Consider the following 21,499-nt stretch of genomic DNA (forward strand, 5'->3'; position numbering starts at 1 on the left):
GCGCCCGCGCGGCGGTAGCCGCAGATCAGACACAGCCCCGCGCCCCTGAAGATGTGGGCTGGTCTTCGTTTGTCAGTGGCGCCACGCACAATGGAACCCGCAGCGCCGAGTGGGACGAAACGGAAGGTGGTCGGCCAGGTGAGTGTGTGGGACGACCTTGTCGGGCAGGAGCGGGTCAGCGAGCAGTTGGGGGCCGCCGCTCGGGACGCCGACGCGTTCGTGACCGCCGCCACCACCGGTGCGCCGCCTCCCGAGGCATCGTCGATGACGCACGCCTGGTTGTTCACCGGGCCTCCCGGCGCCGGTCGTACGCAGGTGGCGCGGGCGTTCGCGGCGGCGTTGCAGTGCGTCAGTCCGGACCGGGCGCTGGGGGGCGCGCCGGGGTGCGGGTTCTGCGACGGGTGCCATACGGCGTTGATCGGGACGCACGCGGACGTGACGACCGTCGCCGCCGTCGGTACGCAGATCCTCGCGGAGGACATGCGGGACACGGTCAGGAAGTCGTTCACGTCCCCGGCGACCGGCCGCTGGCAGATCATCCTCGTCGAGGACGCGGAACGGCTGAACGAGAAGTCGGCGAACGCGGTGCTGAAGGCCGTCGAGGAACCGGCGCCGCGTACCGTCTGGCTGCTGTGCGCGCCGTCCCTCGAAGACGTCCTGCCGACGATCCGCTCCCGCTGCCGGCACCTCAACCTGAGTACGCCGTCCGTCGCCGCCGTCGCCGACATGCTGGTCCGGCGCGAGGGCATCGCGCCGGACGTCGCGGCCTCCGTCGCGCGCGCGACGCAGGGGCACGTCGACCGCGCGCGGCGCCTCGCGACCGACCCGGCCGCGCGGGAGCGGCGCGCGTCCGTGCTGAAGCTGCCGCTGCGCGTCGGTGAGATCGGCGGCGCGCTGAAGGCCGCGCAGGAACTCGTCGACGCGGCGGCCGAGGACGCGAAGGTGCTCGCCGAGGAGGTCGACGTGAAGGAGACCGACGAGCTGAAGGCGGCGCTCGGCGCGACCCAGGGCAGCCGGATGCCGCGCGGCACCGCCGGGGTGATGAAGGACCTGGAGGACAAGCAGAAACGCCGCCGGACCCGTACCCAGCGCGACAGCCTCGACCTCGCGCTCACCGACCTCACGGCCTTCTACCGCGACGTCCTCGCCCTCCAGCTCGGCACGCGGGTCGCCCTCGCCAACGCGGACGCGGAGGACACGCTGGAGCGGCTCGCCCGGGAGGGGTCCGCGGAGGCGACGTTGCGGCGGATCGAGGCGATCGGGGCGTGCCGGGTGGCGCTGGACCGGAACGTGGCGCCGTTGCTGGCGGTGGAGGCGATGACGATGGCGCTGCGGGCGGGCTGAGGTTTTTCGGGCGTGCCTCGATCGCCTTGACGTCACCGCGAGTTGACTGACCGTCACTCGTACGGGGTGAATCCTGGGCGAATCGTGTTCATGTCGTCGCTCAGCGTTACTCTCGGTGTATGAGTCTCAGCCGCCTCCTCCGACCCCCCACCGTCCTGATCGCGTCGCTCGCCTCGGCGGCGCTGCTGCTGAGCGGCTGTTCCGCCGGGGGTGCCGCCTCGGTGGCCGACGCCGCGCGGGCCGAGCTGGTGGCGCTGCCGAAGGCCACGCCGGCCGAACTGTCGTCGTACTACGGGCAGAAGCTGCGGTGGCGCAGCTGCGGGGTGCCGGGCTTCGAGTGCGCGACGATGAAGGCGCCGCTGGACTACGCGAAGCCGGCGCAGGGGGACGTCCGGCTCGCGGTGGCCCGGAAGAAGGCCACGGGTCCGGGCAAGCGGCTGGGATCGCTGCTGGTCAACCCCGGCGGGCCGGGCGGCTCGGCGGTCGGCTACCTCCAGCAGTACGCCGGCCTCGGCTACCCGGCGCCGGTGCGCGCGCGGTACGACATGGTCGCCGTCGACCCGCGCGGGGTCGCGCGCAGCGAACCCGTGGAGTGTCTCGACGGGCGCGCGATGGACGCGTACACGCAGACCGACACGACCCCCGACGACCAGCGGGAGACGGACGCGCTGGTGGGGGCGTACCAGAAGTTCGCGGAAGGCTGCGGCGCCGACGCCCCCAAGCTGCTGCGGCACGTCTCGACCGTCGAGGCCGCGCGCGACATGGACATCCTGCGCGCGGCACTGGGCGACCCGAAGCTGACGTACGTGGGCGCGTCGTACGGCACGTTCCTCGGCGCGACGTACGCGGGCCTGTTCCCCGGCCGCGTCGGCCGCCTCGTCCTCGACGGCGCGATGGACCCCTCCCTGACCGCCCGCCGGATGAACCTCGACCAGACCGCCGGCTTCGAGACCGCGTTCCAGTCGTTCGCGAAGGACTGCGTACGGCACCCCGACTGCCCCCTCAGCGGCACGCCCGCGCAGGTCGGCGCGGGCCTGAAGGCGTTCTTCCGGCGCCTCGACGCGCACCCGATCCCCACGGGCGACGCGGACGGCCGCAAGCTGGGCGAGGCCCTCGCGACGACCGGCGTGATCGCCGCGATGTACGACGAGAGCGCGTGGGAACAGCTCCGCGAGGCCCTCTCGTCCGCGATCCGCGAGAACGACGGCGCCGGTCTCCTCGTCCTCGCCGACAGCTACTACGAACGCGACTCCACGGGCCGCTACGCCAACCTCATGTCCGCCAACGCGGCGGTGAACTGCCTCGACCTCCCCTCGGCGTACTCCACGCCCGACGAGGTGCGCGCGGCCCTCCCCGCCTTCGAGAAGGCGTCCCCCGTCTTCGGCGAGGGCATGGGCTGGGCGTCCCTGACCTGCGCGTACTGGCCGGTGGGCGCGACCGGCACCCCGCACCGCATCACCGCGCAGGGCTCCGCGCCGATCCTCGTCGTCGGAACGGTCCGCGATCCCGCGACGCCCTACCGCTGGGCCGAGTCCCTCGCGGGCCAGCTCTCCGCCGGGCACCTCCTCACGTACGACGGCGACGGGCACACGGCGTACGGGCGCGGCAGCAAATGCATCGACTCGGCGATCGACGCCTACCTCCTCACGGGAGCCGTCCCAGCGCCCGGCAAGCGCTGCTCCTGACCCCATCAGGGGTGGTCGGAGCACCCTTCGAAACTGTGTAGACTTAACCCCGTTGCTGACCGCACCATGGTGCGGACGGCGTGCCGCCTTAGCTCAGATGGCCAGAGCAACGCACTCGTAATGCGTAGGTCTCGGGTTCGAATCCCGAAGGCGGCTCTGTAGAAGCCTCAGGACTCACTCGCCGTGACCTGAGGCTTTTGCTTTTCCGTCCCCCGCGTCGGCCGACACAGCCCCCTCCGTTCGTGCCACCAAATCCAAGGGGTGCGCGAGGGGAGCGCATGAGCGCGGAGCCTGTGCAGAGGGGTGCGCGCGGGAGGGCGCGCCATCGCCATGGAACGGTCCGGTCAGATCACTTGGCGATTACACCGGTTTTGTGGAAAGGCTCCAACGTCCGCTTCTAGGCTGGGGACTGTGGCAGAGCTGATGGACCTGGTTCCGTTCAAGACCCTCGTGACCCAGACGAGCGCTGTACTGCTGACCCGTGGCGTCGAGGTGGAGTCGACATCGGTTCAGGGTGTCGCGGCCTATCTCGTCGAGACCATGGCGCGACAGACAAGAATGGATCTTGAGGAAGCGGTCCATCTGGTGACCCCGGAAGCCGCTGCCGAGATCATCATGAAGGCGGCGACAGAACACGATCAGGGAGCCGCCGGTCCTCATGCGGTACGGCCGGTACGGATCGACGACCGCACGGTCAACGTTCCCGTCGAGTCGCTGGGGCATCTGGTCACGGCCGCTGCGCAGGCCGGGAAGTACGCGAGCCTCAACGACGACGGCGCGGCAGCAGCTCATCTCCTGGACCTCGCTACGGAGATCGGTGCCGCGCTCGTGAAGCGTCATGCCGGCGGGGCGGCGGAGATTCCGGTGGGGGTGCTCGACGAACTGGCGGTGTTGGTGGACAGCGTTGCCGACCGCGTGGAGGAGGAAGGCTGGAGCATCTGTCCCTGCGGGGAGGAGCACAGCCAGGACAAGGTGGATTTGGGCACCGTAGCGGTCATGCGTCGCCATGCAGCGCTCGCCCGCGGTCTGCGCGAGCAGGCCAATGGATGATCTCGAAGATCAAGGGGACTGCTGGCTCGGAGCAAGGCGACGTGGAGCAGCTTTGCCAGTGTGGCCGCGAGACATCGGCCGACTCTCGGTTCTGCCGATTCTGTGGCCGCGACCTGCGCGAGAAGTCGCTCTGCCGCACATTGAGCCTGTGCTCCGAGTACACCTTCGGGCGGTTGTCTCACGGCCATCGGAAAGGCCAGGCACCCGGCGAGGTGGGGCTCACCGAACATCATCTGACGACCATCAGCATGGAGCACGCGGACCGCGTGGCAGTCCGCTGGTTCACGGGCACTGAGGAAGCCACGAACGGCGCGGACTGGGAATGGTGGTTCTATGCCGGAGACATCGGCTTCGGCATGAGGGTCCAAGCTAAGCGCGAGGAGTGGGACGGTACTTACAAGCTTCGGTACCGGCCCAACAAAGGGCGCCTGCAAAGCGACCTCCTGATCGAGGACGCTGTCGCCTCAGGGTGCTTGCCCGCCTACGTGTTCTACAACCGTCGGAGCTGGCAGTCAGACCTCCTGCCAGGGTCACTGGCGGGCTGCCGCCACGGCCCCGTTGGTGAACGACAGTTTGGGTGCACCATCGCCTCTGCCCTCGTCGTGCAGCGGGCCTTGCTCCTCAGCCGGGCCCGCACTTCGTACGTGAAGGACCGGAGCCTGCCGTGGCACCGTGTTCTGTGCGATGAGAATGAGTCCGAGGGCCGGAGGGCGGAGGCGCCGTATCGGCGAGTGAGGGACCTTCACCGGGCAGCGGTCAAGGAACTCCAAGTCGCCTTGAACGAGGAGTACGGTCCCCTCACGGTGAGGCCTGACGTGCCGTCGCGGCCCGCTAGGCCCAGGGCCAGTGGGCGAGTTCAGCCCACTGAGACCGAGGATGTTCGGCGAATGGAACGGGACGCCCTCGACCAGGAACTCGGCTTGGCGGGGGCCGCCGGCGAGCAGCCTCGCGACTTGAGGCAATGGCCGCTGTACCGGCGCATGAAGGAAATCGCGGAGCGCCCGCCATCCGAGCTGCCGAACCGCGTGCGAGGCATGATCCTTGGAGATGACGCCATCGCTCCGGATGAGCGAGCCGCTGGTGCGGTTCTCGTGAACCTGGAGGCGGATAACTAAGGGAAAGCGGAACCCGGCGCCCAACCGACGCGACAACCTGTCCTAGGCCCGGAAAATCCTTGCTACACAAACACAGAATCTCCGTCAGTACACCGACGGAGACTCATTGACGATCGAGGTTCGAAGGCCGATCTGGTTCCTGTGCCCAATCCGGGGACCGGCACTGGAACTGCAAGAGATTAGGCTGAGCACTAGGTGTTGCTGTCATGTGTAGAAGATGTCGTTTCGGTCTGATTCTTCAGATCTTGACTTCGTAACTCACCCCAAGCGCCTCTAGGTGACTCCTCAGCCTTTTTATCACCCCCAACAGATAATCATCGATATCGTCCGAGAATGGAATCCGGTTATTGGATTGATTCTCTCCCCGTTCCCATGATATGCGCAGCAGTCTTATGCGTGCGATGAATTTACTGAGAATGTCCGGCGGAGGGAATGACTCGTACAGTCCAGCCTTTGAGGTCAGGATATTTTCGATCTCGCTGTTGATTGCTAGTATCTGCTCAATGGCCTCTATTCTAGTAAGGTCACCACCTGCCTTGACGTCTGTAATGTGGTCGACGAGCCGCCATCGAGTACCATCGTCTTGCTTATCGGGTAGAAGATCGCGCAGACTCTCACTAGCACGCCTGCGCATGTAAATTGGTCCGTATAGTTCATTTAGTTGCTGACGGAGGAAATCCACGTTGCGTTGTCTTTCTGTATGCGCCGTTTGAGACCTAGTTGACCTCCAAGCAAGCGCCGCCGCCGAAATTGCCGCGATAGCCGCGATCCCGGCCGCAACAAGTGTTACCCACCACTTTGTATTAGCGGTCTCGCCTGCTACCCAGGAAAATACGGATATCATTGAATCCTCCTAGCGTGCGAATTTATCCACATGCTTCCGCTCATTCCGGGTTCTGCGGTAGTGGATAGAATTTCATAACCTGAGGAATCCAGGGCGTTGCTCACCTCTGCCTCTGAATAGAGGTGGAACCAACGGTCGCCCACCTCATGGCATTTTTCCCAGCCTTCCCCTGTGCCATGGCGTACTGCTACAAACAAAATTCCTCCCGGCTTCAGGACGCGCCTAAATTCCGCAAGCGTGCGTGCCGCTTGCCCCGTAGACAGGTGCACAAGGGAAGCGCATGACCAGAGACCGAAAAAGCTCATGTCCTCGAAGGGGAGCGCCCGGAAATCTGATTGGATGAGTGGGGTCGACGGCGACTGAGCATGAGCTATCTTTAGGAGGCCGTGTGACAAGTCACAGCCTGCGACGCGGACGCCCTCCCGCCTTAGGGCTTCGCAGTCCCGCCCCGCGCCACAACCGACGTCTAGGACCCAACCATTCCGATTTGGCAGTGAATTCAGAAAGCGCTGCCGATGCGTGCTCAAGTCTGCCTTCTTGAATCGTGCAGCATATTTTTCTGCTCTAAGGTCGTAGCTTTTAACGGTCTTCTTGAGGCGACTTTCGGTGAGAGGTTCTTCCATGGCGGATGCGTCGCTTTCGGAAATCGCTTGGAGGGTGGATTTATATAGCCTGCCGTCAGATCAGCTGAGAGGCGACTTACTCAAGCGCGCATGGCAAGCTGATGTTTGGCCGCACCCATTCACCGAGTCAGTGACCTTGTGACCTTGTGGAGTGATCCACGTTGTCCTCTCCCTGTCGCGGCCTCCTTAGTAATAGGCTAGCTTCCTTGGCTTCTGACCGCATCTCTCGCTTATTCTTCCTGTTGGTAGTGGCATGCCCCGTGGACATGAGACGCAAGGTCCAGAAATAAGTTGCTGCTCTCCGAGGGGGCGCGCAAAAAAGATCACTTCAGTCCGATGAGGCGAACGGGCTGGCCATCAGAGAACCGTGGTTGACAGGGTCAGCACAGCGGCGGGGACAACTCTGTATTGAGGCTGGTCCTTTATAGCTTGTGGAGCTCACGGTGCTACCGGTGCCACAGGCCAAAGGATCAACGGCAACGAGATCGACTACTTTCTTCCGAAAGACGCCAGCGCGAAGCGCCTGGAGGAGTTCAAGACCGCATACGGTCTACCCAAAAGCACAGCACTCTTCAACGTGCAGCATCAAGCTCAGCAATCCGTGTCCGGATTTCCGTGATGGAATTTTGTATGTCGTCGTCAAGGTCTCGAGGGAAGGAGACCCTCGGTCCTTCGAGGTCGCCTTTCTTACTCCATGCGACCTGAAGTTGCCTTGAGTGAGAAACGAATTTTTGGAAGCTTTCGGGTGGCGGGAATTTGTCCACTAGTCCAAATTGTGAAACCAGTAGATCCTCGATAGTTTTGTTGATCTTGATTATTTCTTCGATCGTCCCTATCTTGCTTTTCTCGTCCTCCGCGATTATCTCGTCGATGTGATCAACGAGGCGCCAATCTTGCGGTCGCTCCCCACTCGCATGCAAAGTAGCGTACAGACTCTTGCTAGCCTGCCTTAGCATGTAGAGCTGCCCGTATAGGTTGTTCAACTGTCGTCGACAGTATTCGATTCTCCGTTCGACTCTTACTGCTTCCCTCTGTCTATTGGCGGTTTTGGTTGCAATGACAGCAGCAACGATGGCGGCGACGGCTGCCACAACGGAGGCGATCACTTGGGGGGAGAAGATGTTACTCGTGACCCAGGGGCTACCAGCTTGCTCAATGCCGACCTGCATGTGATGTGCGCACTTTTCATTCATTGCGACCCCTTCGTGGCGAACACGCTGATCCAGCTGCCTCGAATCAAACCTGGCTCGATAATCGATGTTTCGATCGAAAATCCAGCCTCATCGACGATGTTCTCTACTTCGTCTTTAGCGTACAGCTGGAACCATCGGGCCCCGCCGGCTCCATCGTCTCGCCATTCGTTTCCTGACCCATGGCGAACAGTTAGGAACAGAATTCCTCCTGGTGTCAGGATACGCTCAAACTCCGAGATTGCCTTCCGGAAGCCTGGTGGAGGCATGTGAACCAAGGAAGCGCAAGACCAAACCCCTGAAAAAGATGCATCTCGAACAGGAAGTTTCCGAAGGTCACTCATAACTAGTTTCTGGCATCCGGCTCCCCGTGCCAATTTGAGTAGCCCCATTGAGAGGTCTACGCCCAGAACCTCTAGCCCCCTGGATGACAGCTCAACGTAGTCCCTGCCGCTACCGCAACCGGCGTCCAATACGGATGCATTGCCGTAGGGGAGCATAGAATGAAATCGAGAGATATGACTTCTCAAAATGGTGGTCGAGAATCTATTGCTGTACTCTCGCGATGTGGCATCGTAGCTGTTGATAGTGCGGGTCAGAAATTCTTCTTCAGCTTGCATGTGCGGCCTCGTGTTGGCGCGTCTAGATGACTACTTGATTCCCCAGACTCGCAAGCCTGAGACGTGGATGGTGGGTCAAAAAGTGGAATGTGTGATGAATTTCAGCATTTGGGATATTTGTATATATTTCTCCTTTTGGTTATGGATAGTCGCACCTGAGTCTCGCGCGCAGCAACTTTGACCCCACGCGCATGTGCGGCGCGCTGTTTGATCAGTGAGCGGATCGCGCTCGGAGCGCGAGGCACGAGCTTGACCACGGCCTCTGCCGCCGCACGCGCCAGATCGTCGAGGACGGACTGGTAGATGTCGCGCGTGATGCGGCTGTCGCTGTGGCCCAGCGTCTCCGAGACCACCTTGATGTCGACACCTGCGGCGAGCATGAGGGTCGCGGCGCCGTGACGCAGGTCGTGCAGGCGGATGGGCGGCAGTCCGGCTTCGGCGACGAGCCGCTCGAAGAGATCGGAGATCTTGCCCGGGTGGAGCAGGGAGCCGTCCTCCTCGGTGAAGATGCGACCCGTGTCCTTCCAGGCGTCACCCCACTGACGCTTCTCCTCTTGCTGGAGGAGCCGACGTCGCTCCAGCGCGTCCACCGTCTCCTCGTCGAGGGCGACGGACCGGATGCCGCTGTTGGTCTTCGGAAGACCTTCGAGGATCTCCCAGCCGCCCTGGACCAGCTGGGTTGCGATCTCCAGGGAGCGTGTCCTCTTCGAGAAGTCGATCCAGCGAGGGCTGCATCCCTCGCCTCGACGCAGGCCACGGAACGAGATCAGGCGCCACATGGCATCCAGACGGTCCCCGTCGACATGGTCCAGGAACTGCCCGGTCTGTGCTGGAGTCCAGACCATCACCGGACTGGGCCTCTCGCCCGTAGCCCGCCAGTGAGCCACTCGCTCTTCGGTCCACACGAGCGCTTTGGGCTTGGTCCCGGGCTTCAGCTCGACGTGCTCGGCCGCGTTGTAGTTCGGGATGATCCGCTGTGCGATGGCGGTGTTGAGCGCGGCGCGAAGCGTGGCCCTGATGTGGTGCTGGGTGTTGACGCTGGTCACCCGACGGAAGGGCGGCATCTGGTCGATGGCTGCCTTGAGCCACTTCCTGCGGGCGCGGTTCTCAGCGCCCTTCCAGGCGATGGCCTTGAGCTCGTCGAGAGCCGCGCGCCTCTGGGCGTTCTGCTCCTGGATCTCGATGTTCGCCTCGTTGATGGCGTCGAACATGCGGTCCAGGTGGGGGACGTTGAGTTTGTCGAGTCGTACTTCCCCGAGGTGGGGCTTGAGATGAACCCGGAGGTCGCTCTCGTACCGCTTGTGTCCACCCGCGCGGAGGCGCTTCTTGCCGCCCAACCAGAGGTCGAGCCACTCGGACACCGACATCCTGGGGTTGAGGGCCTGCCCGGCGGCGAGTCGCCGACGCGTCTCGTCGTAGTCCGGCAGAGGCTCCTTGTTCTGGGCGCAGGTCTCCAGCATGTCGCTGATCGCGAGATGACCTGCTGGGTCGTCCTCGGCGGGTATGGCGAGCAGCGCACGGACCTTGTTCAGTTCCTTGGTCGCCTCAGCCGAGGTCTCGAAGCCCCTACGGCGGAACTCCCGGCGGGTGCCGTCGGCCCGGTTGCCCAGCTCATGGCGTATCGCCCACGTGCCGTGGCGCCGGTTGGCGAGTTTGGGGCACGACTTGCTGTAGTTCTTGCCGGTCTCTGGGTTGCGACACGAGCAGCGCCGGGTGGTTGTGCCGCCGGAGGTGGTGGTGCTGGTCACGCTAGTCCTGGGGGTTGGGTTAGTCGACGAACGAGAGATCGGCGGGGAGGGAGGGCGGAACCAGCCCGCGTTCCCGCATCGCCTGGCGGAACTCCCGCAGCTCTCTGCAGTCGTCGAAGGCGAGTTGCTCGTACGAGGCTGCGGCTTCCAGAAGGGTCTCGCGCCGACCCGGGTCGAGCGTGATGCTGGCCTTCCGGCGTCGTTCCTTCGCCAGGCGGGTGGATGTCGCAGCCGTGGCCACCGCGTCGCTGTGGGCGCGGAACGTGTCCAGCACCCCTCGCGCGGAGCCTTGCGGTGCGGGCTCCTCCAGCGGCGTCTCGCCGGTGAACCAGGCCACCGCCTCCCAGGTCGGGACCTCCCGGTCGGGAAGCACGGCGACCGAGGCTTCCGCACCCAAGGGGAACAGCAGGCTGATCGGTGGGACCTTGTAGACCTCGGCGAGTACGAGGAACTCCGCCAGGTCGATCGAACTGCGGCGCCCGGTCTCCAGGTTTGTGATCGTCGTCTTGGGGACTGCCAGGCCCAGGGCGGCGCACGCCTGCGCGGCTTCCGCCACAGTGAGGCCGGCGGCCTTGCGGGCCTGGCGCATCTGCTCGGCGACGCGGGCGGTGAAGCTCGGCGACCAGTCTCCATTCGTCATGGCTACAACTTACATCGCAAAAATGAGCGGCTGCAACATTCGTGGTACACGTTCTGCCATCACTGCACATCCCGGCGATCGGAATGCATCATGGCGATACTCATGGCTGGCCGCGGGATGACCCGCGAAGAGCTGCTCGCTCTGCCTGTTGCCGTCGACCTAGACACCGCCAACAAGGCGCTGACGATCGGCCGCAGTACGGGATACGCCCTCGCGAAGAGGGGGGAGTACCCGGTCTCCGTCCTCAAGTTGGGCAACGCATACCGCGTGGTCACGGCGGAGCTGCATCGGATTCTCGGGGTAGGTCCGGAGCAAACGGCTGAACGCGGGGAACCGTGTGCCTAGCCGCGGCGACGATGGATGGGCTGTGCTCCACGAGAGCTGCCTGCAGTCGGCCCGTCTGCGGCTCGCGGACTTCGAGGAGGATGGCGCCGAACACGACGCTTCCTCTGGAGCGCGCGCCGGCGCGGAGTCGAGGGGCGAAGGGCGGCGGGGTCGGGGACTGCCGTTGGCCCCGCTGCCGTGCCGGACATCAACTTGGCTGTGACATACAGGTGTTCGGGGCTGCCTGGGCCCGCTCGGCGGCAGAAGAGGTGTCAGGCCACAGGCGCCGAGCGAGAGCGGTCGCTGCGGTGGTCATCTGCGCGTGGGTGGGCTGTTCGGCCTGCGGGTCCAGGACGGTGGGCGGATGCGGGCTGTGCCCGGGACCGTGGATGATTCCCCGGTTGGCGGGGAAGCGTCCCAGGACTGGTGTCCCGTAGCGGGCGAGCTGGTCCTCGACGGCCAGGTCGAACTCGTCGGGCGGCATGTTCTGGTCGGCGGAGGTGAGGAGCAGCATCCCGGTCAGGGGGCGCTTCGGGGTCCATCGGCCCAGTTCCTGCTGCCGCCACTGCATGGCCGACTCGGCCGGCGTCAGCATCACGGCCCTGCCGTCCTGCCCGGTTGTGGCGGGGAGCGGGATGTGCCGCTCGTAGGGCTCTGCCCGGTGCACGAGGATCCGTGCGTCGGCGAGTCGGCTGAGAGACCTGTCTTCCGAGGGCCAGTCGTCATTTCTGCCGATCAGGATGACTCGGTCGTAGGTGCGTCGGGCGTGCGCCAACGCGGCGGCGACTGCCTCGCCGTCGCGGGAGACTTCCAGGGACCAGAGTTCTCCGGGTGGTGGGGCGACGCGAAGCCGCCGCCATCCCGCGACCGTCTCCGGGACCGGGGCTGTGGCCCATGCCGGCCGGCCCCGGTCGAGGAGGCCGAACCCATGGTCCGGGTCCTGGGCCAGGGCGACGGCGGTGGCCAGGCCCTGGGTCGTCCAGACGGCCGCGATCTGCTCGGCGATCCAGGACAGGTCTTCCCGGGCCACGCCGTCGGTGCGTGGTACGCCGGTGAGCTGGATGACGGCACCGTCGCGGTCCGGGACACCGCGGTCTGGGCTGCTGGGGTTGGTTTGCGGACGACTGACGCTGAGACGATCACCGACAGCCGTCAGCGGCCGTGGACCGGGCGCCTGAATGTACGAGCCGAACGAGGCTTTCCGGCTGTGGACGGTGAGCACGCCCCGCCAGCCCCACCTCCCGGGACGCGGCGCCAGCCGTACCGTGCACCCCTCGGTGTCGCAGGTGTGGTCCAGGACGCGCAGGCCGCAGCCCACGACGTGGTCCGTGAGCACCTCGATGAGCCGGGCGTCGTCGAACTGTGGCCCGGCCACCTGACGTTCCACGATCCAGTCGAGCCCGTAGTCGGTCATCCGGGTGTCCACCTGCACCCCGGCGTAGCCGGCCAGGCTGTCCCACAGGCGCGGACGCCGCAGCAGCGCACTGCCCATCGCGGAGGAGGCGCTGAGCCGGCGAACCAGACTGCGCGCGGCCGGCTCCTTCCGTTTGGGCCCGGGTTCGGGACACTGAGGATCCCACTGCACGCTGTGCCCGGCCGCACGGATCTGCCCATCGTGGGCGGCCAGCAGCGCAGCCAGGTCCTCCCCGTGAGGTCCGGTCACCCACACCGCCGGTTCGGCCGACCACCACGACTGTTCGTACAGCCAGGTGCGGAACCCGAACCGCAACCGTGCACCGTCCATCTGCACGACCAGTCCGCGCACCCCGCGCCACGGTCCCTTCTTCGTGAGGGAGGGCAGCAGCCCGAACAGCGCCTGCACCTCCTCGGCCCGCTCCACCCGCAGTACCAAGCCCTCGTCCTCCGGCCTGGCCTCCCGTACCCCGAACGGCCGGGTCTGTCCGGTCACCGCGCCCAGCGCGGAGACAAGCACCGACTCCAGCCGCGCCTGGTTCGCCGAAGCGACTGGGACCAACTGGTCGAAGCGTTGAAGTGTGCCGAGGCGCAGCCGAGCGCCTTCCAAAGACTCACCGGTGAGCTGGGCGGCGGCGTTGCTGATCTGGTCGATGCTGTACATGGCGTGTTCCTTCCAGGCCGCCCCCCGACCTGGGCAGCGAAGGCGCATGTGAACACAGCAACAACACACAGGAAATGACGAAGATCAAACGACGTAGGTTCTCTGCTGATGCCCAGTGGTCGGGGCGGGCACCCAGAACTGGCCGCGTCCGAGGCCAGGCGGGACGAAACTAACCCATGCGTCCGTCGGGCTCCAACTGCATCACATGCTTATCGCTCGACTGGCGGTACGGACCCGGTTCGTTGTCGGTCTGGACAGCCTGCAGGGCCGTGCCCTGAACAGCCGGTGAAGGCTGGCGCTGCCGGGCAGTCGCTCCGCCGACGGTCGCATTGGGACGGGGATTTTCTCGAAGGGGGTTCTTCTGCACATGACGGGTATCAAGGTGGCAATGTGTACAGGCAATACCGGGAAGTTCCGAACAGCCCAGGAGCATCTTGCTCCATGGGGCATTGAAGTGGAACAGGTGCCGCTGGAGCTGGACGAGATCCAGACGGCGTCAGTCGTCGAGATTGCGCAGCACAAGGCTCGACAGGCGTATGCGATTCTCGGGCGGCCGTTGTTCGTCGAAGACTCAGGTTTCTACATCGAGGAGTTCGGCGGCTGGCCGGGGCCTATGGTCAAGCAGGCACTTGAGGCCTTCGGACCCAGCGGACTTACGCATCTCGCAGATCTCACGGAAAGAAGGACCTGCCGTTTCGCGAGTGCCGCCGTCTACGCGGAAGCTGACGGCCAGTTGAACACCTTCGCAGAGGACACGCGTAACCCAGGAACGATTGCGGCCGCTCCCGTTCGTGGAAACAGTTCACGGTCCTGGTCCGATCTGTGGTCGATCTTCGTGCCGAGCGGCGCAGTCACGACGCTGGCCGCGTTGCCGGAGGACGAGCAGAACCGTGTGTTCGCCGAGTGGGGAAAGAGTTCGGTCGTCGCAGCCTTGGGCGAGTGGCTGGCGCAGTCTCGTTGACATTGCGACGGTGATATCACCAGAGGGATAGGGAGTCGGGCGGCCTGTGGCTCATGGTGGTCATCCGTCACTTGCCGGGCTCTCATCGGATCTCCCGGTTGTCCTGCGGGGCTGCCCGGTGAGGTCGGCGAGCGATCCGTTCGCTTAGAGGAGATCGCGTTGACGCCCTAGCTCCTGCCCATCGAGAGGTTCCAGCTATGTCTCGCCCGCTCGAAGAATCGCCCTACGCGTTCACCGTCCCGCCTCTGGTCGAAGCGGTGCCAGCGGCACGGGAGCGAGTTGCGGACCGCGCTCGGTGGCTTGGGCTGCATCTGGGCGAGGAAATGATCAACGACTTGAAGCTGCTCACCGGGGAACTGGTTGCGAACTCGGTCACGCACACGAAGGCCGCGTGTGTGGTGTGCGTACGGTGGACCGGAGAGCGGCTCCGCGTGGAAGTCACGGATGCCGACCCCACCTCGGTGACTCCGTCCCAGGCGCTGTCCACGGACGAGCATGGCCGCGGCCTATTTCTCGTCGCAGCATTGGCAACAGAGTGGGGATCGCACCCCTGCACCGCGGGGAAGACCACTTGGTTCGAGCTGGCAGTCCCCACCTCTACGAAGCACACCGCAATCTTGACGTCCTCGCAGAGCGATGTGCCTGCTGAGAGGGTGATCGTCACCTGCGCAGGCAGTGCCCACCTGGCTTTCGCGAAAGCCGTACCAATAGCTGGTGCACAACCACGAGTTGAGCATCAAGCAGCCTGAGCGACGTCGACCACGCCGCTTCCATTCCCCGAAGCCAGGCATTGGCGCCTGGTGGCCTCCGTCCTGCCGGCCCCGGCGGAGTGCGGAACGTCATCGCGGCGGGGCGGGTCCAGTTGCCACTCCAGCTCCGCGAATCGCAGGACGCATTCGGACTCGCATAGGGGCTCAACACCGCGTTACCCGCGCTCTGCTCGTGAACCGGTGTCGGCGTGCTTGGTTTGGCGGTGCTCGAAGTCGTTGAGTCTCGACACCACTTCGCGATCAGTGGGGCGGGAAAAGTCGGTGGTTTTGGCGGCACCAGGGAACGCTGGCGCCGTTGCCTTATCCGCCAATTCCGAAGGGTAGCCCCTTGCGATCATTGCCCAGCGAACGTCGTATGACGTTGATCAGCTTCACCTGCGCTTCGGCGGGTGCCTGCCTGGCCTGTTCGAACTCCTCCGGACTCAGCGGGTCATGGAGCGGGGTGCGTTCGCCTCGCTCCACCTGGTTCAGGAAGGAATTTATGGCGCGGCCGAAATTGTCGATTTCCGTCGCAACCTCCGTGGGGGCGACCAGGGTTACGCGTATCAAGGCTGCGCTCCACTCGCCCCAGTCGTAGTCCCAGCCGCGCCGGTCACCATGCGCTCGCCGGAGTTCCATCGTGAACTTGGCGTAGTGACTGAACAGCTCCTGGTAGGCGGCAAGCTGCTGATCACTGTCGGCGACGGTTGAATCGTGACCCTCTGACGGCGGATCAAAACTGACCCACTTCGTGGTCTTCTGACCAACCTGATCTTGATCGAAGGTCAGGAGAAGAGGGTGATTTCCGTGGAGGACTGGGCAGAGATCCGCAGACTGCACCGGGCCGAGCAGATGCCGATCCGGGCGATCGCCCGGCAGCTGGGCATCTCGAAGAACACCGTGAAACGGGCGCTGGCCACCAACCGGCCGCCGGTCTACTCCCGGCCGGCCAAGGGCTCGGCGGTCGACACGGTCGAGCCGCAGATCCGGGAGCTGTTGAAACAGACCCCGACGATGCCCGCGACCGTGATCGCCGAACGGATCGGCTGGGACCGTGGCATGGCTGTCCTCAAAGAACGCGTACGCGAGCTGCGGCCCGCCTATCTGCCCGTCGATCCGGTCTCACGCACCACCTATCAGCCCGGCGAGCTGGCCCAGTGCGACCTGTGGTTCCCGCCCGTCGACATCCCGCTCGGATACGGACAGTCCGGCCGTCCGCCCGTGCTCGTGATGGTGTCCGGCTACTCGCGGATCATCGCCGCACGGATGCTGCCCACCCGCACCACCGGCGACCTGATCGACGGGCACTGGAAGCTGCTGACCGGCTGGAGGGCGGTCCCGCGGATGCTGGTCTGGGACAACGAGGCCGGCATCGGCCGCGGCAAGGTGACTGGCGACTTCGCCGCGTTCGCTGGCCTGCTCGCCACCCGGATCTACCTCTGCAGACCCCGCGACCCGGAAGCGAAAGGGCTGGTGGAGCGGGCCAACGGCTACCTGGAAACCAGCTTCCTGCCGGGCCGCACCTTCACCGGACCCGACGACTTCAACACCCAGCTGACCGCCTGGCTGGCCATCGCCAACCGGCGCCAGCACCGCACCCTGGGCGCCCGCCCCGTCGACCGGTGGGAAGCCGACCGGGCCCAGATGCTCGCCCTGCCGCCGGTCGATCCGCCGCGCTGGTGGCGATTCGCCACCCGCATCGGCCGCGACCACTACATCCGCGTCGACACCTGCGACTACTCCGTGCACCCCCTCGCCATCGGCAAGAAAGTCCAGGTCCGCACCGACACCGACGAGGTCGTCGTGACCCTCGCCCCCGGCGGGGCGGAAGTCGCCCGCCATCCACGCTGCTGGGCCAAGCAACAGACCATCACCGACCCGGTCCATGCACGCGCCGCCGCCGTTCTGCGCGGCGACTACCGCCACCATCAAGCCTCCCAGGCCCAGGCCGCCCGTCGGCACAGCGCCGCCACCGCAAGTGATCTCGTCGAGGTCGAACAACGCCAACTCGACTCCTATGACCGCATGTTCACCCTCATCGAGGGCGGCGGTCAGGCCGATGATCCGGAGGTCTCCTGATGCCCGTCACCACCAAGACCACCGCCGCGGCGGGGCCCAGGACCGGCCGTCAGACTGCCGCCGACCTGTCCTTCCTGGCCCGGGCGATGAAGGCCCCGGCCTTGCTGGACGCCGCCGAACGCCTGGCCGAACGTGCCTTGAAGGAGACCTGGACACACACCGAGTTCCTCGTCGCCTGCCTCCAGCGGGAGGTCTCCGCCCGCGAGTCCCACGGCGGCGAGGCCCGCATCCGCACCGCCCGCTTCCCCGCGATCAAGACGATCGAGGAACTCGACGTCACCCATCTGCGCGGCATAACGCGCCAACAGCTCGCGCATCTGGGCACGTTGGACTTCATCACCGGCAAGGAGAACGCCGTTTTTCTGGGACCGCCGGGGACCGGGAAGACACACCTGGCGATCGGACTCGCGGTCCGCGCCTGCCAGGCCGGCCACCGGGTCGCGTTCGCCACCGCCGCCGAATGGGTCGACCGCCTGGCCGCCGCCCACCACGCCGGACACCTCCAGGCCGAGCTCACCAAACTGTCCCGCTATCCGCTGATCGTGGTCGACGAGGTCGGCTACATCCCCTTCGAGTCCGAGGCCGCGAACCTGTTCTTCCAGCTGGTCTCGAACCGATACGAGAGAGCGAGTGTGATCGTCACGAGCAACAAACCCTTCGGACGCTGGGGCGAGGTCTTCGGCGACGAGACCGTGGCCGCCGCCATGATCGACCGCCTCGTCCACCACGCCGAGGTCCACTCCCTCAAAGGCGACTCCTACCGCATGCGCGGACGCCAACTCGGACGCGTCCCCACCGCCCCACACGACACCGACTGAACACCGGCAACCAGACCCGGTGGGTCAGAACTCGACCGCCCACACCGGGTCAGGATTCAACCGCCGCCGACAACCCCAGCACCTTCCATCGAACAATCGCCCCAGGGTCGGGCAGTATTCCGGGCGGGCGGGTGCTTCGTGATGTACTGCAGATCACCGCCGCCCGGTGGATGTCCATGGTGGAGGCCGTCGGCCAACCGCTGAGGCGAGGTCCCGGGCTGGCGATACGAGTGATGGTGAGCCAGGAAGGACCGCGGTGCAACGCATCGGTCTCTACTACCCGTACATCCATTTCCGGGACGAGAAATGGATGAAGATAGCCGCCCTCTACTGGCCTCGCATGGCACGGGTGGTTCCCCGCGGCTTTCCGGTCGTCGACCACGAGACGGCGACCGCTCTCCGCACCGAGCTGGACTTCCTCGTGGACGTCGATCCGCAGGAAGCTGCCCAAGCGGTCGCTCCGCGCTTTCTGCGTGTCCTGAATGATCACGGTACCGAATTGCGCGAGCGCTACCTGGCCGATGCAGCGCGTGGCATGCAGACAAACTCGTCCCACGAACCTCCCCACGTAGGCGGCAGTTCCCCCGTAGTGACGGTGGAGCCGACTTCGCAGACCGATCACCTCACGCTGCCGGTTGATATGCGCCCGCTCGCCGGCCTCTATTGGGACGAGCTCGAGCCCGGACTTCGCAGCGCGCTTTTCGACTCAGGACTCGCCGTCGCAACCACGCGATCCCGGCTCGCCGACCCGCTTTTCCTGCGATGGGTTGCCACCGACCCCACTCTGGCGTGGGTCTACAAGTGCGCGCTCACCGAAGAGTTGGCGCGACGCACGCGCTACGCACCGACTACCGACCAGGTCGCCGCCCACAGCGCAACGGACGGCTGGGACACCGACCGTATCGCTGAGGCCCTTCTGGACCGGCGGACCCCGGCAGTAGACAGCGACTTCGCCCGCCACATCGGGCTCATGGCGCTGAAATTCGTGCTGCCGGCGAGCCTCGACGACGTGCCTGTCGAGAAGATCATCAACCTGCGGCAGCGCTACGAAGCCGAGTTCACGGCCTTCACCAGCGCGGTTTCCGCTGCCGCCTCCGACCTGGAGGTGAACCTTGCTGGCATCGAGGATCCCCAGGCGCTGAGGGAACACCTCAAGGTCGACTTCGAGAGCCGCTTCAAGTCACCTTTGCAAGACCTCCGGAAGGCCATGAACGGGCTGCACCTCAAGACAGCCACCGGCATCATGAACTACAAATTCGAACTTGGATCCCTCACCACACTGCTCGCGACCGTGGCTGGCCAGGGGCCCGTGACCGCAGCCGGAGTAGCTCTTGGCGCAGCTACGATGCGCCAGGCAACCGCAGAAGCCCGTGATACGCAGCTGCGCAACTCCCCGGTCGGCTACCTGCTCAGGATTGAGCGCAACCTGCAACCCGCGTCACTCGTCCAACGCATCTCCCGGAGCCTCGCCCGGGGTGTCGGTACGGGTGTGTGATCGTGTCCTCGCCAGAGCAGCGGATGCCCTGGCACAGCGGCGGGATCTAATGCGGCACTTGAGGCACTGGTTGATTCAGTCAGCCTCGATCGGAACAAGGGCGGTCAACGACTCCACCGGGACCGGGTACTTGGTCTTCATGAGGTCGGAGTAGGAACGAAGTGCCCTACTGATCTGTACCTTTGTGCGCGGGGCCAGGTGGACGAGAAGCAGGTCGTAGAGCAGCTGGGTGTGGTCCTTACCGCTGGCCATCTTGCCCTGCTGCTTCCCCTCAGGAGTCTCGATCCACATGGATGAGAAGGGCGCTGCTGACATCTTCCAGTCCAGGGCTGACAGGCGCTTCATCAGCTCTTCCCACTCCAGTGTTTCCTGTTCCAGGATGTGTCGTACGGCCCGTGCAACTTGCACCTGGACTGCCGGGCGCATGAACGGGTGGCCGGCTCCATCTCGGCCCTTCGGTGCGCGCACGTCCTTGGGGGCCTGGGCGGTGAGGTAGCGCTGACGTAGGTTCCCGCAGGCATCAAGGAGATCCTGGACACGAGTCGCGAGGATGTCGTAGCTCTGGTCGAGGAGATCGTCCGTAGCCCGTTGCGTCGACTGCTCCGCGGTGCAGGGGAGGTCGAAGCCGATTTCCTTGACGACGTCATAGAGCACGCCGATTGTGCTCCAGGCTGGGCTAGTGGCGGTGATCGAGCGCTGGGCGAGGACCAGTTCGCCATCCTGGCCGACCTTGCTGAACACGAGGACGACCTTGTCCCGGCTCAGGAAGGGGTGATCGTCGAGCAGGCGGCGGGTGAGAATGGCGAAGCTGTCGTCCTCGTCGAGCGCGATGTTCTCCTGCGCGTTGGTGCTCTTGGCGTTGCGGTTGATGTTGGTGAACAACCGCCTAGTGCGTCGACGTCCGTCCGGGGTGTCGAAGTGGGGTACGACGATGACGTTGATGTCTTCGCCGCCCAAGTCGGGGTCCCGCTTGATCGCATCCTTGATCGCCTTGAGCCGGTGCTGACCGTCGAGGGCGAAGAACTGTTGCGTTCCATCGAAGGTGAGGACGCCGAAGTTGCGGTCGAGGCCGGCAAGAACTGCCTGGTTCGCGTCGTCCGTGTCCATCGATACTTCAAGGTAGTTGGGATCCCCGCCCCAGACCGCGATGATGATGGCTCCGAGGAAACGGTTCTCGTTGCTGAGCAGGTAGTCAGTGATCTGCGCTGTGCGAGTTCCGACGCCTCGCTGGATCATGGTGCCGAGGTCCTGATTCCCCCCGAGTTCATGCGCGAAGTTGATCTCGCGCGCCACCTGCGCGTAGCTCATCAAGCAGGAGTAGTAGGTCCAGTTGCCCACCTGGGCCTTGAAGGCGGGGACGAAGGTCTTGGATGCCATGTCTTCCTCGATGTCGGGATGCTGAAGTCAGCTATCGCGCAGAGCCGGTTGGGGGATGCTGCTGAGCCGGCCACGCAGCTTCGGCCGGTTCTGGTTGTTCAGAGGTGGGTTGTACAAGTTGATCAGCCGGGCCTCTAGGTTCTTGATCTTGGCGCGGTCTTCAACTGTGGCGAACCAGAACTCCAGGGGGCGAAGGGCAAGGTAGTGCGTGAGTCGGCCGGCCCGGGTGGTTGGAGGCTCCTCGGTCCAGAGGTGCTCGGGGTTGCCTCGAAGGTGCTTCTTGTAGTCCTTGTACCTGTTTCGGAGCGTGTTGCCACGTTGTCCTGATCCACCTGCCTGGCCTATGTAGAGAACCTGGTGGAAGCTGCTCCGTGAGTCGTCAGCCATCGCGAGCCTGATCGATGGGCGCCAGACGAACATGTAAAGCCCGGCCTCGTCAGGTAGTGCGCTGCCGAGGCTCTCGACCGCGAGGGCTTGTTCCCAGAGAGAGGCATGCTCCTCCAGGTCGTCCTGCAGGACTTTGTGGGCCGGGACATCGAGCATGGGAGCGATGCCGAGTCGGATGTCCAGCGAAGGGCCGGCTTCAGTGCGGTGGCGGATGACGGAGCGCTCGTGGGTGTCTGGTATCGCCATTCCTCAAGGCACTCCGGCTGCAGCGGCGGTAGATGGAGGAACATCCTTACACGCGGCACTGACAGTCGGTGCGATGAGACGAAAGTAGGCCCCGATAGTGATCAACCGTCACCATTGGGGCCTACTA

General features: G+C 65.0%; 20 protein-coding genes and 1 tRNA gene. 11 read left to right on the forward strand and 10 right to left on the reverse strand.

Translation table 11 applies throughout. The features are described 5' to 3' along the window. Positions 1-138 precede the first annotated feature (138 nt). The 5 genes from ACQCO7_RS23915 to ACQCO7_RS23935 all read left to right on the forward strand — a co-directional run bounded on the left by ACQCO7_RS23915 (position 139) and on the right by ACQCO7_RS23935 (position 5,194). Positions 139-1,344: a DNA polymerase III subunit delta' gene (locus ACQCO7_RS23915; RefSeq protein WP_464073761.1), complete on the forward strand. Its 1,206-nt coding sequence runs from the start codon at positions 139-141 to the stop codon at positions 1,342-1,344. A 119-nt stretch (positions 1,345-1,463) separates the two neighbouring features. Beyond that, positions 1,464-3,029 (forward strand): alpha/beta hydrolase, encoded by a 1,566-nt coding sequence (locus ACQCO7_RS23920; protein ID WP_464073762.1) that lies wholly within the window; start codon positions 1,464-1,466, stop codon positions 3,027-3,029. 82 nt (positions 3,030-3,111) lie between these two features. Next, positions 3,112-3,185: transfer RNA gene (locus ACQCO7_RS23925), tRNA-Thr, on the forward strand. Positions 3,186-3,440: 255 nt separating this feature from the next. After that, complete coding sequence (locus ACQCO7_RS23930) at positions 3,441-4,079, forward strand: hypothetical protein (RefSeq protein WP_363174664.1); 639 nt, start codon at positions 3,441-3,443, stop codon at positions 4,077-4,079. Further along, positions 4,076-5,194, forward strand: a complete 1,119-nt coding sequence (locus ACQCO7_RS23935; RefSeq protein WP_464073763.1) for a DUF6615 family protein — start codon at positions 4,076-4,078, stop codon at positions 5,192-5,194. The genes ACQCO7_RS23930 and ACQCO7_RS23935 overlap by 4 nt, the downstream gene beginning before the upstream one ends. Before the next feature lie 238 nt (positions 5,195-5,432). Here ACQCO7_RS23935 and ACQCO7_RS23940 read toward each other — a convergent pair whose 3' ends face one another. The 6 genes from ACQCO7_RS23940 to ACQCO7_RS23965 all read right to left on the reverse strand — a co-directional run bounded on the left by ACQCO7_RS23940 (position 5,433) and on the right by ACQCO7_RS23965 (position 10,859). Next, the gene (locus ACQCO7_RS23940; RefSeq protein ID WP_464073764.1) at positions 5,433-6,038 is read right to left on the reverse strand and encodes a hypothetical protein; all 606 of its coding nucleotides are present in this window, start codon (positions 6,036-6,038) and stop codon (positions 5,433-5,435) included. Further along, on the reverse strand, positions 6,035-6,661 hold the full coding sequence (locus ACQCO7_RS23945; protein ID WP_363170540.1) for a class I SAM-dependent methyltransferase: 627 nt from the start codon (positions 6,659-6,661) through the stop codon (positions 6,035-6,037). Before ACQCO7_RS23945 ends, ACQCO7_RS23940 begins: the two co-directional genes overlap by 4 nt. 572 nt (positions 6,662-7,233) lie before the next feature. Further along, entirely contained in the window at positions 7,234-7,830 is a 597-nt protein-coding gene (locus ACQCO7_RS23950; RefSeq protein WP_363170539.1) for a hypothetical protein, read from the reverse strand. A 20-nt stretch (positions 7,831-7,850) separates the two neighbouring features. Then, positions 7,851-8,471 carry a class I SAM-dependent methyltransferase gene (locus tag ACQCO7_RS23955; protein ID WP_464073765.1) on the reverse strand — a complete coding sequence of 207 codons (621 nt, stop codon included), beginning with the start codon at positions 8,469-8,471 and terminating at the stop codon, positions 7,851-7,853. Between the two features lie 101 nt (positions 8,472-8,572). Next, a complete protein-coding gene (locus ACQCO7_RS23960) occupies positions 8,573-10,219 on the reverse strand; it encodes a tyrosine-type recombinase/integrase (RefSeq protein WP_464073766.1) in 1,647 nt (548 codons plus the stop codon). A 19-nt stretch (positions 10,220-10,238) separates the two neighbouring features. Continuing rightward, positions 10,239-10,859, reverse strand: a complete 621-nt coding sequence (locus tag ACQCO7_RS23965; RefSeq protein ID WP_464073767.1) for a helix-turn-helix domain-containing protein — start codon at positions 10,857-10,859, stop codon at positions 10,239-10,241. Positions 10,860-10,949: 90 nt separating this feature from the next. Here ACQCO7_RS23965 and ACQCO7_RS23970 point away from each other — a divergent pair, with 90 nt between their 5' ends. Then, on the forward strand, positions 10,950-11,204 hold the full coding sequence (locus ACQCO7_RS23970) for an integrase (RefSeq protein ID WP_464073768.1): 255 nt from the start codon (positions 10,950-10,952) through the stop codon (positions 11,202-11,204). A gap of 187 nt (positions 11,205-11,391) precedes the next feature. Here the strand turns inward: ACQCO7_RS23970 and ACQCO7_RS23975 are convergent, their stop codons facing one another. Continuing rightward, positions 11,392-13,260: a hypothetical protein gene (locus ACQCO7_RS23975; protein ID WP_464073769.1), complete on the reverse strand. Its 1,869-nt coding sequence runs from the start codon at positions 13,258-13,260 to the stop codon at positions 11,392-11,394. A 367-nt stretch (positions 13,261-13,627) separates the two neighbouring features. On the opposite strand from ACQCO7_RS23975, the gene ACQCO7_RS23980 reads away from it, so the two are divergent. Then, entirely contained in the window at positions 13,628-14,221 is a 594-nt protein-coding gene (locus ACQCO7_RS23980) for a non-canonical purine NTP pyrophosphatase (RefSeq protein WP_363170533.1), read from the forward strand. Positions 14,222-14,418: 197 nt separating this feature from the next. After that, the gene (locus ACQCO7_RS23985) at positions 14,419-14,970 is read left to right on the forward strand and encodes an ATP-binding protein (protein ID WP_464073770.1); all 552 of its coding nucleotides are present in this window, start codon (positions 14,419-14,421) and stop codon (positions 14,968-14,970) included. A gap of 321 nt (positions 14,971-15,291) precedes the next feature. Here ACQCO7_RS23985 and ACQCO7_RS23990 read toward each other — a convergent pair whose 3' ends face one another. Continuing rightward, positions 15,292-15,810, reverse strand: a complete 519-nt coding sequence (locus tag ACQCO7_RS23990) for a hypothetical protein (RefSeq protein WP_464073771.1) — start codon at positions 15,808-15,810, stop codon at positions 15,292-15,294. On the opposite strand from ACQCO7_RS23990, the gene istA reads away from it, so the two are divergent. From istA to ACQCO7_RS24005, 3 genes are all read left to right on the forward strand, one after another. Then, positions 15,769-17,049 carry an IS21 family transposase gene (gene istA, locus ACQCO7_RS23995; protein ID WP_464071875.1) on the forward strand — a complete coding sequence of 427 codons (1,281 nt, stop codon included), beginning with the start codon at positions 15,769-15,771 and terminating at the stop codon, positions 17,047-17,049. The two genes, ACQCO7_RS23990 and istA, sit on opposite strands and share 42 nt — an antisense overlap. Then, positions 17,049-17,867, forward strand: a complete 819-nt coding sequence (istB, locus tag ACQCO7_RS24000; protein WP_464071874.1) for an IS21-like element helper ATPase IstB — start codon at positions 17,049-17,051, stop codon at positions 17,865-17,867. Before istA ends, istB begins: the two co-directional genes overlap by 1 nt. Before the next feature lie 256 nt (positions 17,868-18,123). Next, positions 18,124-19,362, forward strand: coding sequence for a DUF6236 family protein (locus ACQCO7_RS24005; RefSeq protein ID WP_363173006.1), 1,239 nt, complete (start codon positions 18,124-18,126; stop codon positions 19,360-19,362). Positions 19,363-19,437: 75 nt separating this feature from the next. Here the strand turns inward: ACQCO7_RS24005 and ACQCO7_RS24010 are convergent, their stop codons facing one another. Both ACQCO7_RS24010 and ACQCO7_RS24015 read right to left on the reverse strand, forming a co-directional pair. Then, a complete protein-coding gene (locus ACQCO7_RS24010) occupies positions 19,438-20,739 on the reverse strand; it encodes a DNA sulfur modification protein DndB (RefSeq protein WP_363173007.1) in 1,302 nt (433 codons plus the stop codon). A gap of 27 nt (positions 20,740-20,766) precedes the next feature. Continuing rightward, positions 20,767-21,372 (reverse strand): hypothetical protein, encoded by a 606-nt coding sequence (locus tag ACQCO7_RS24015; RefSeq protein WP_363173008.1) that lies wholly within the window; start codon positions 21,370-21,372, stop codon positions 20,767-20,769. Between the last annotated feature and the right edge of the window lie 127 nt (positions 21,373-21,499).

The sequence above is a fragment of the Streptomyces saintjeani genome (genome assembly GCF_055409605.1).

Excerpts from the sequence above, each read along its gene's own strand:
- ACQCO7_RS23985 (WP_464073770.1), top strand. The coding sequence starts at position 14,419 with ATGTCTCGCCCGCTCGAAGAATCGCCCTACGCGTTCACCGTCCCGCCT.
- ACQCO7_RS23940 (WP_464073764.1), bottom strand. The coding sequence starts at position 6,038 with ATGATATCCGTATTTTCCTGGGTAGCAGGCGAGACCGCTAATACAAAG.
- istB (WP_464071874.1), top strand. The coding sequence starts at position 17,049 with ATGCCCGTCACCACCAAGACCACCGCCGCGGCGGGGCCCAGGACCGGC.
- ACQCO7_RS23970 (WP_464073768.1), top strand. The coding sequence starts at position 10,950 with ATGGCGATACTCATGGCTGGCCGCGGGATGACCCGCGAAGAGCTGCTC.
- ACQCO7_RS23980 (WP_363170533.1), top strand. The coding sequence starts at position 13,628 with ATGACGGGTATCAAGGTGGCAATGTGTACAGGCAATACCGGGAAGTTC.
- ACQCO7_RS23955 (WP_464073765.1), bottom strand. The coding sequence starts at position 8,471 with ATGCAAGCTGAAGAAGAATTTCTGACCCGCACTATCAACAGCTACGAT.
- ACQCO7_RS23975 (WP_464073769.1), bottom strand. The coding sequence starts at position 13,260 with ATGTACAGCATCGACCAGATCAGCAACGCCGCCGCCCAGCTCACCGGT.
- ACQCO7_RS23945 (WP_363170540.1), bottom strand. The coding sequence starts at position 6,661 with ATGGAAGAACCTCTCACCGAAAGTCGCCTCAAGAAGACCGTTAAAAGC.
- ACQCO7_RS24015 (WP_363173008.1), bottom strand. The coding sequence starts at position 21,372 with ATGGCGATACCAGACACCCACGAGCGCTCCGTCATCCGCCACCGCACT.
- ACQCO7_RS23950 (WP_363170539.1), bottom strand. The coding sequence starts at position 7,830 with ATGCAGGTCGGCATTGAGCAAGCTGGTAGCCCCTGGGTCACGAGTAAC.
- ACQCO7_RS24010 (WP_363173007.1), bottom strand. The coding sequence starts at position 20,739 with ATGGCATCCAAGACCTTCGTCCCCGCCTTCAAGGCCCAGGTGGGCAAC.
- ACQCO7_RS23935 (WP_464073763.1), top strand. The coding sequence starts at position 4,076 with ATGATCTCGAAGATCAAGGGGACTGCTGGCTCGGAGCAAGGCGACGTG.
- ACQCO7_RS23965 (WP_464073767.1), bottom strand. The coding sequence starts at position 10,859 with ATGACGAATGGAGACTGGTCGCCGAGCTTCACCGCCCGCGTCGCCGAG.
- ACQCO7_RS23920 (WP_464073762.1), top strand. The coding sequence starts at position 1,464 with ATGAGTCTCAGCCGCCTCCTCCGACCCCCCACCGTCCTGATCGCGTCG.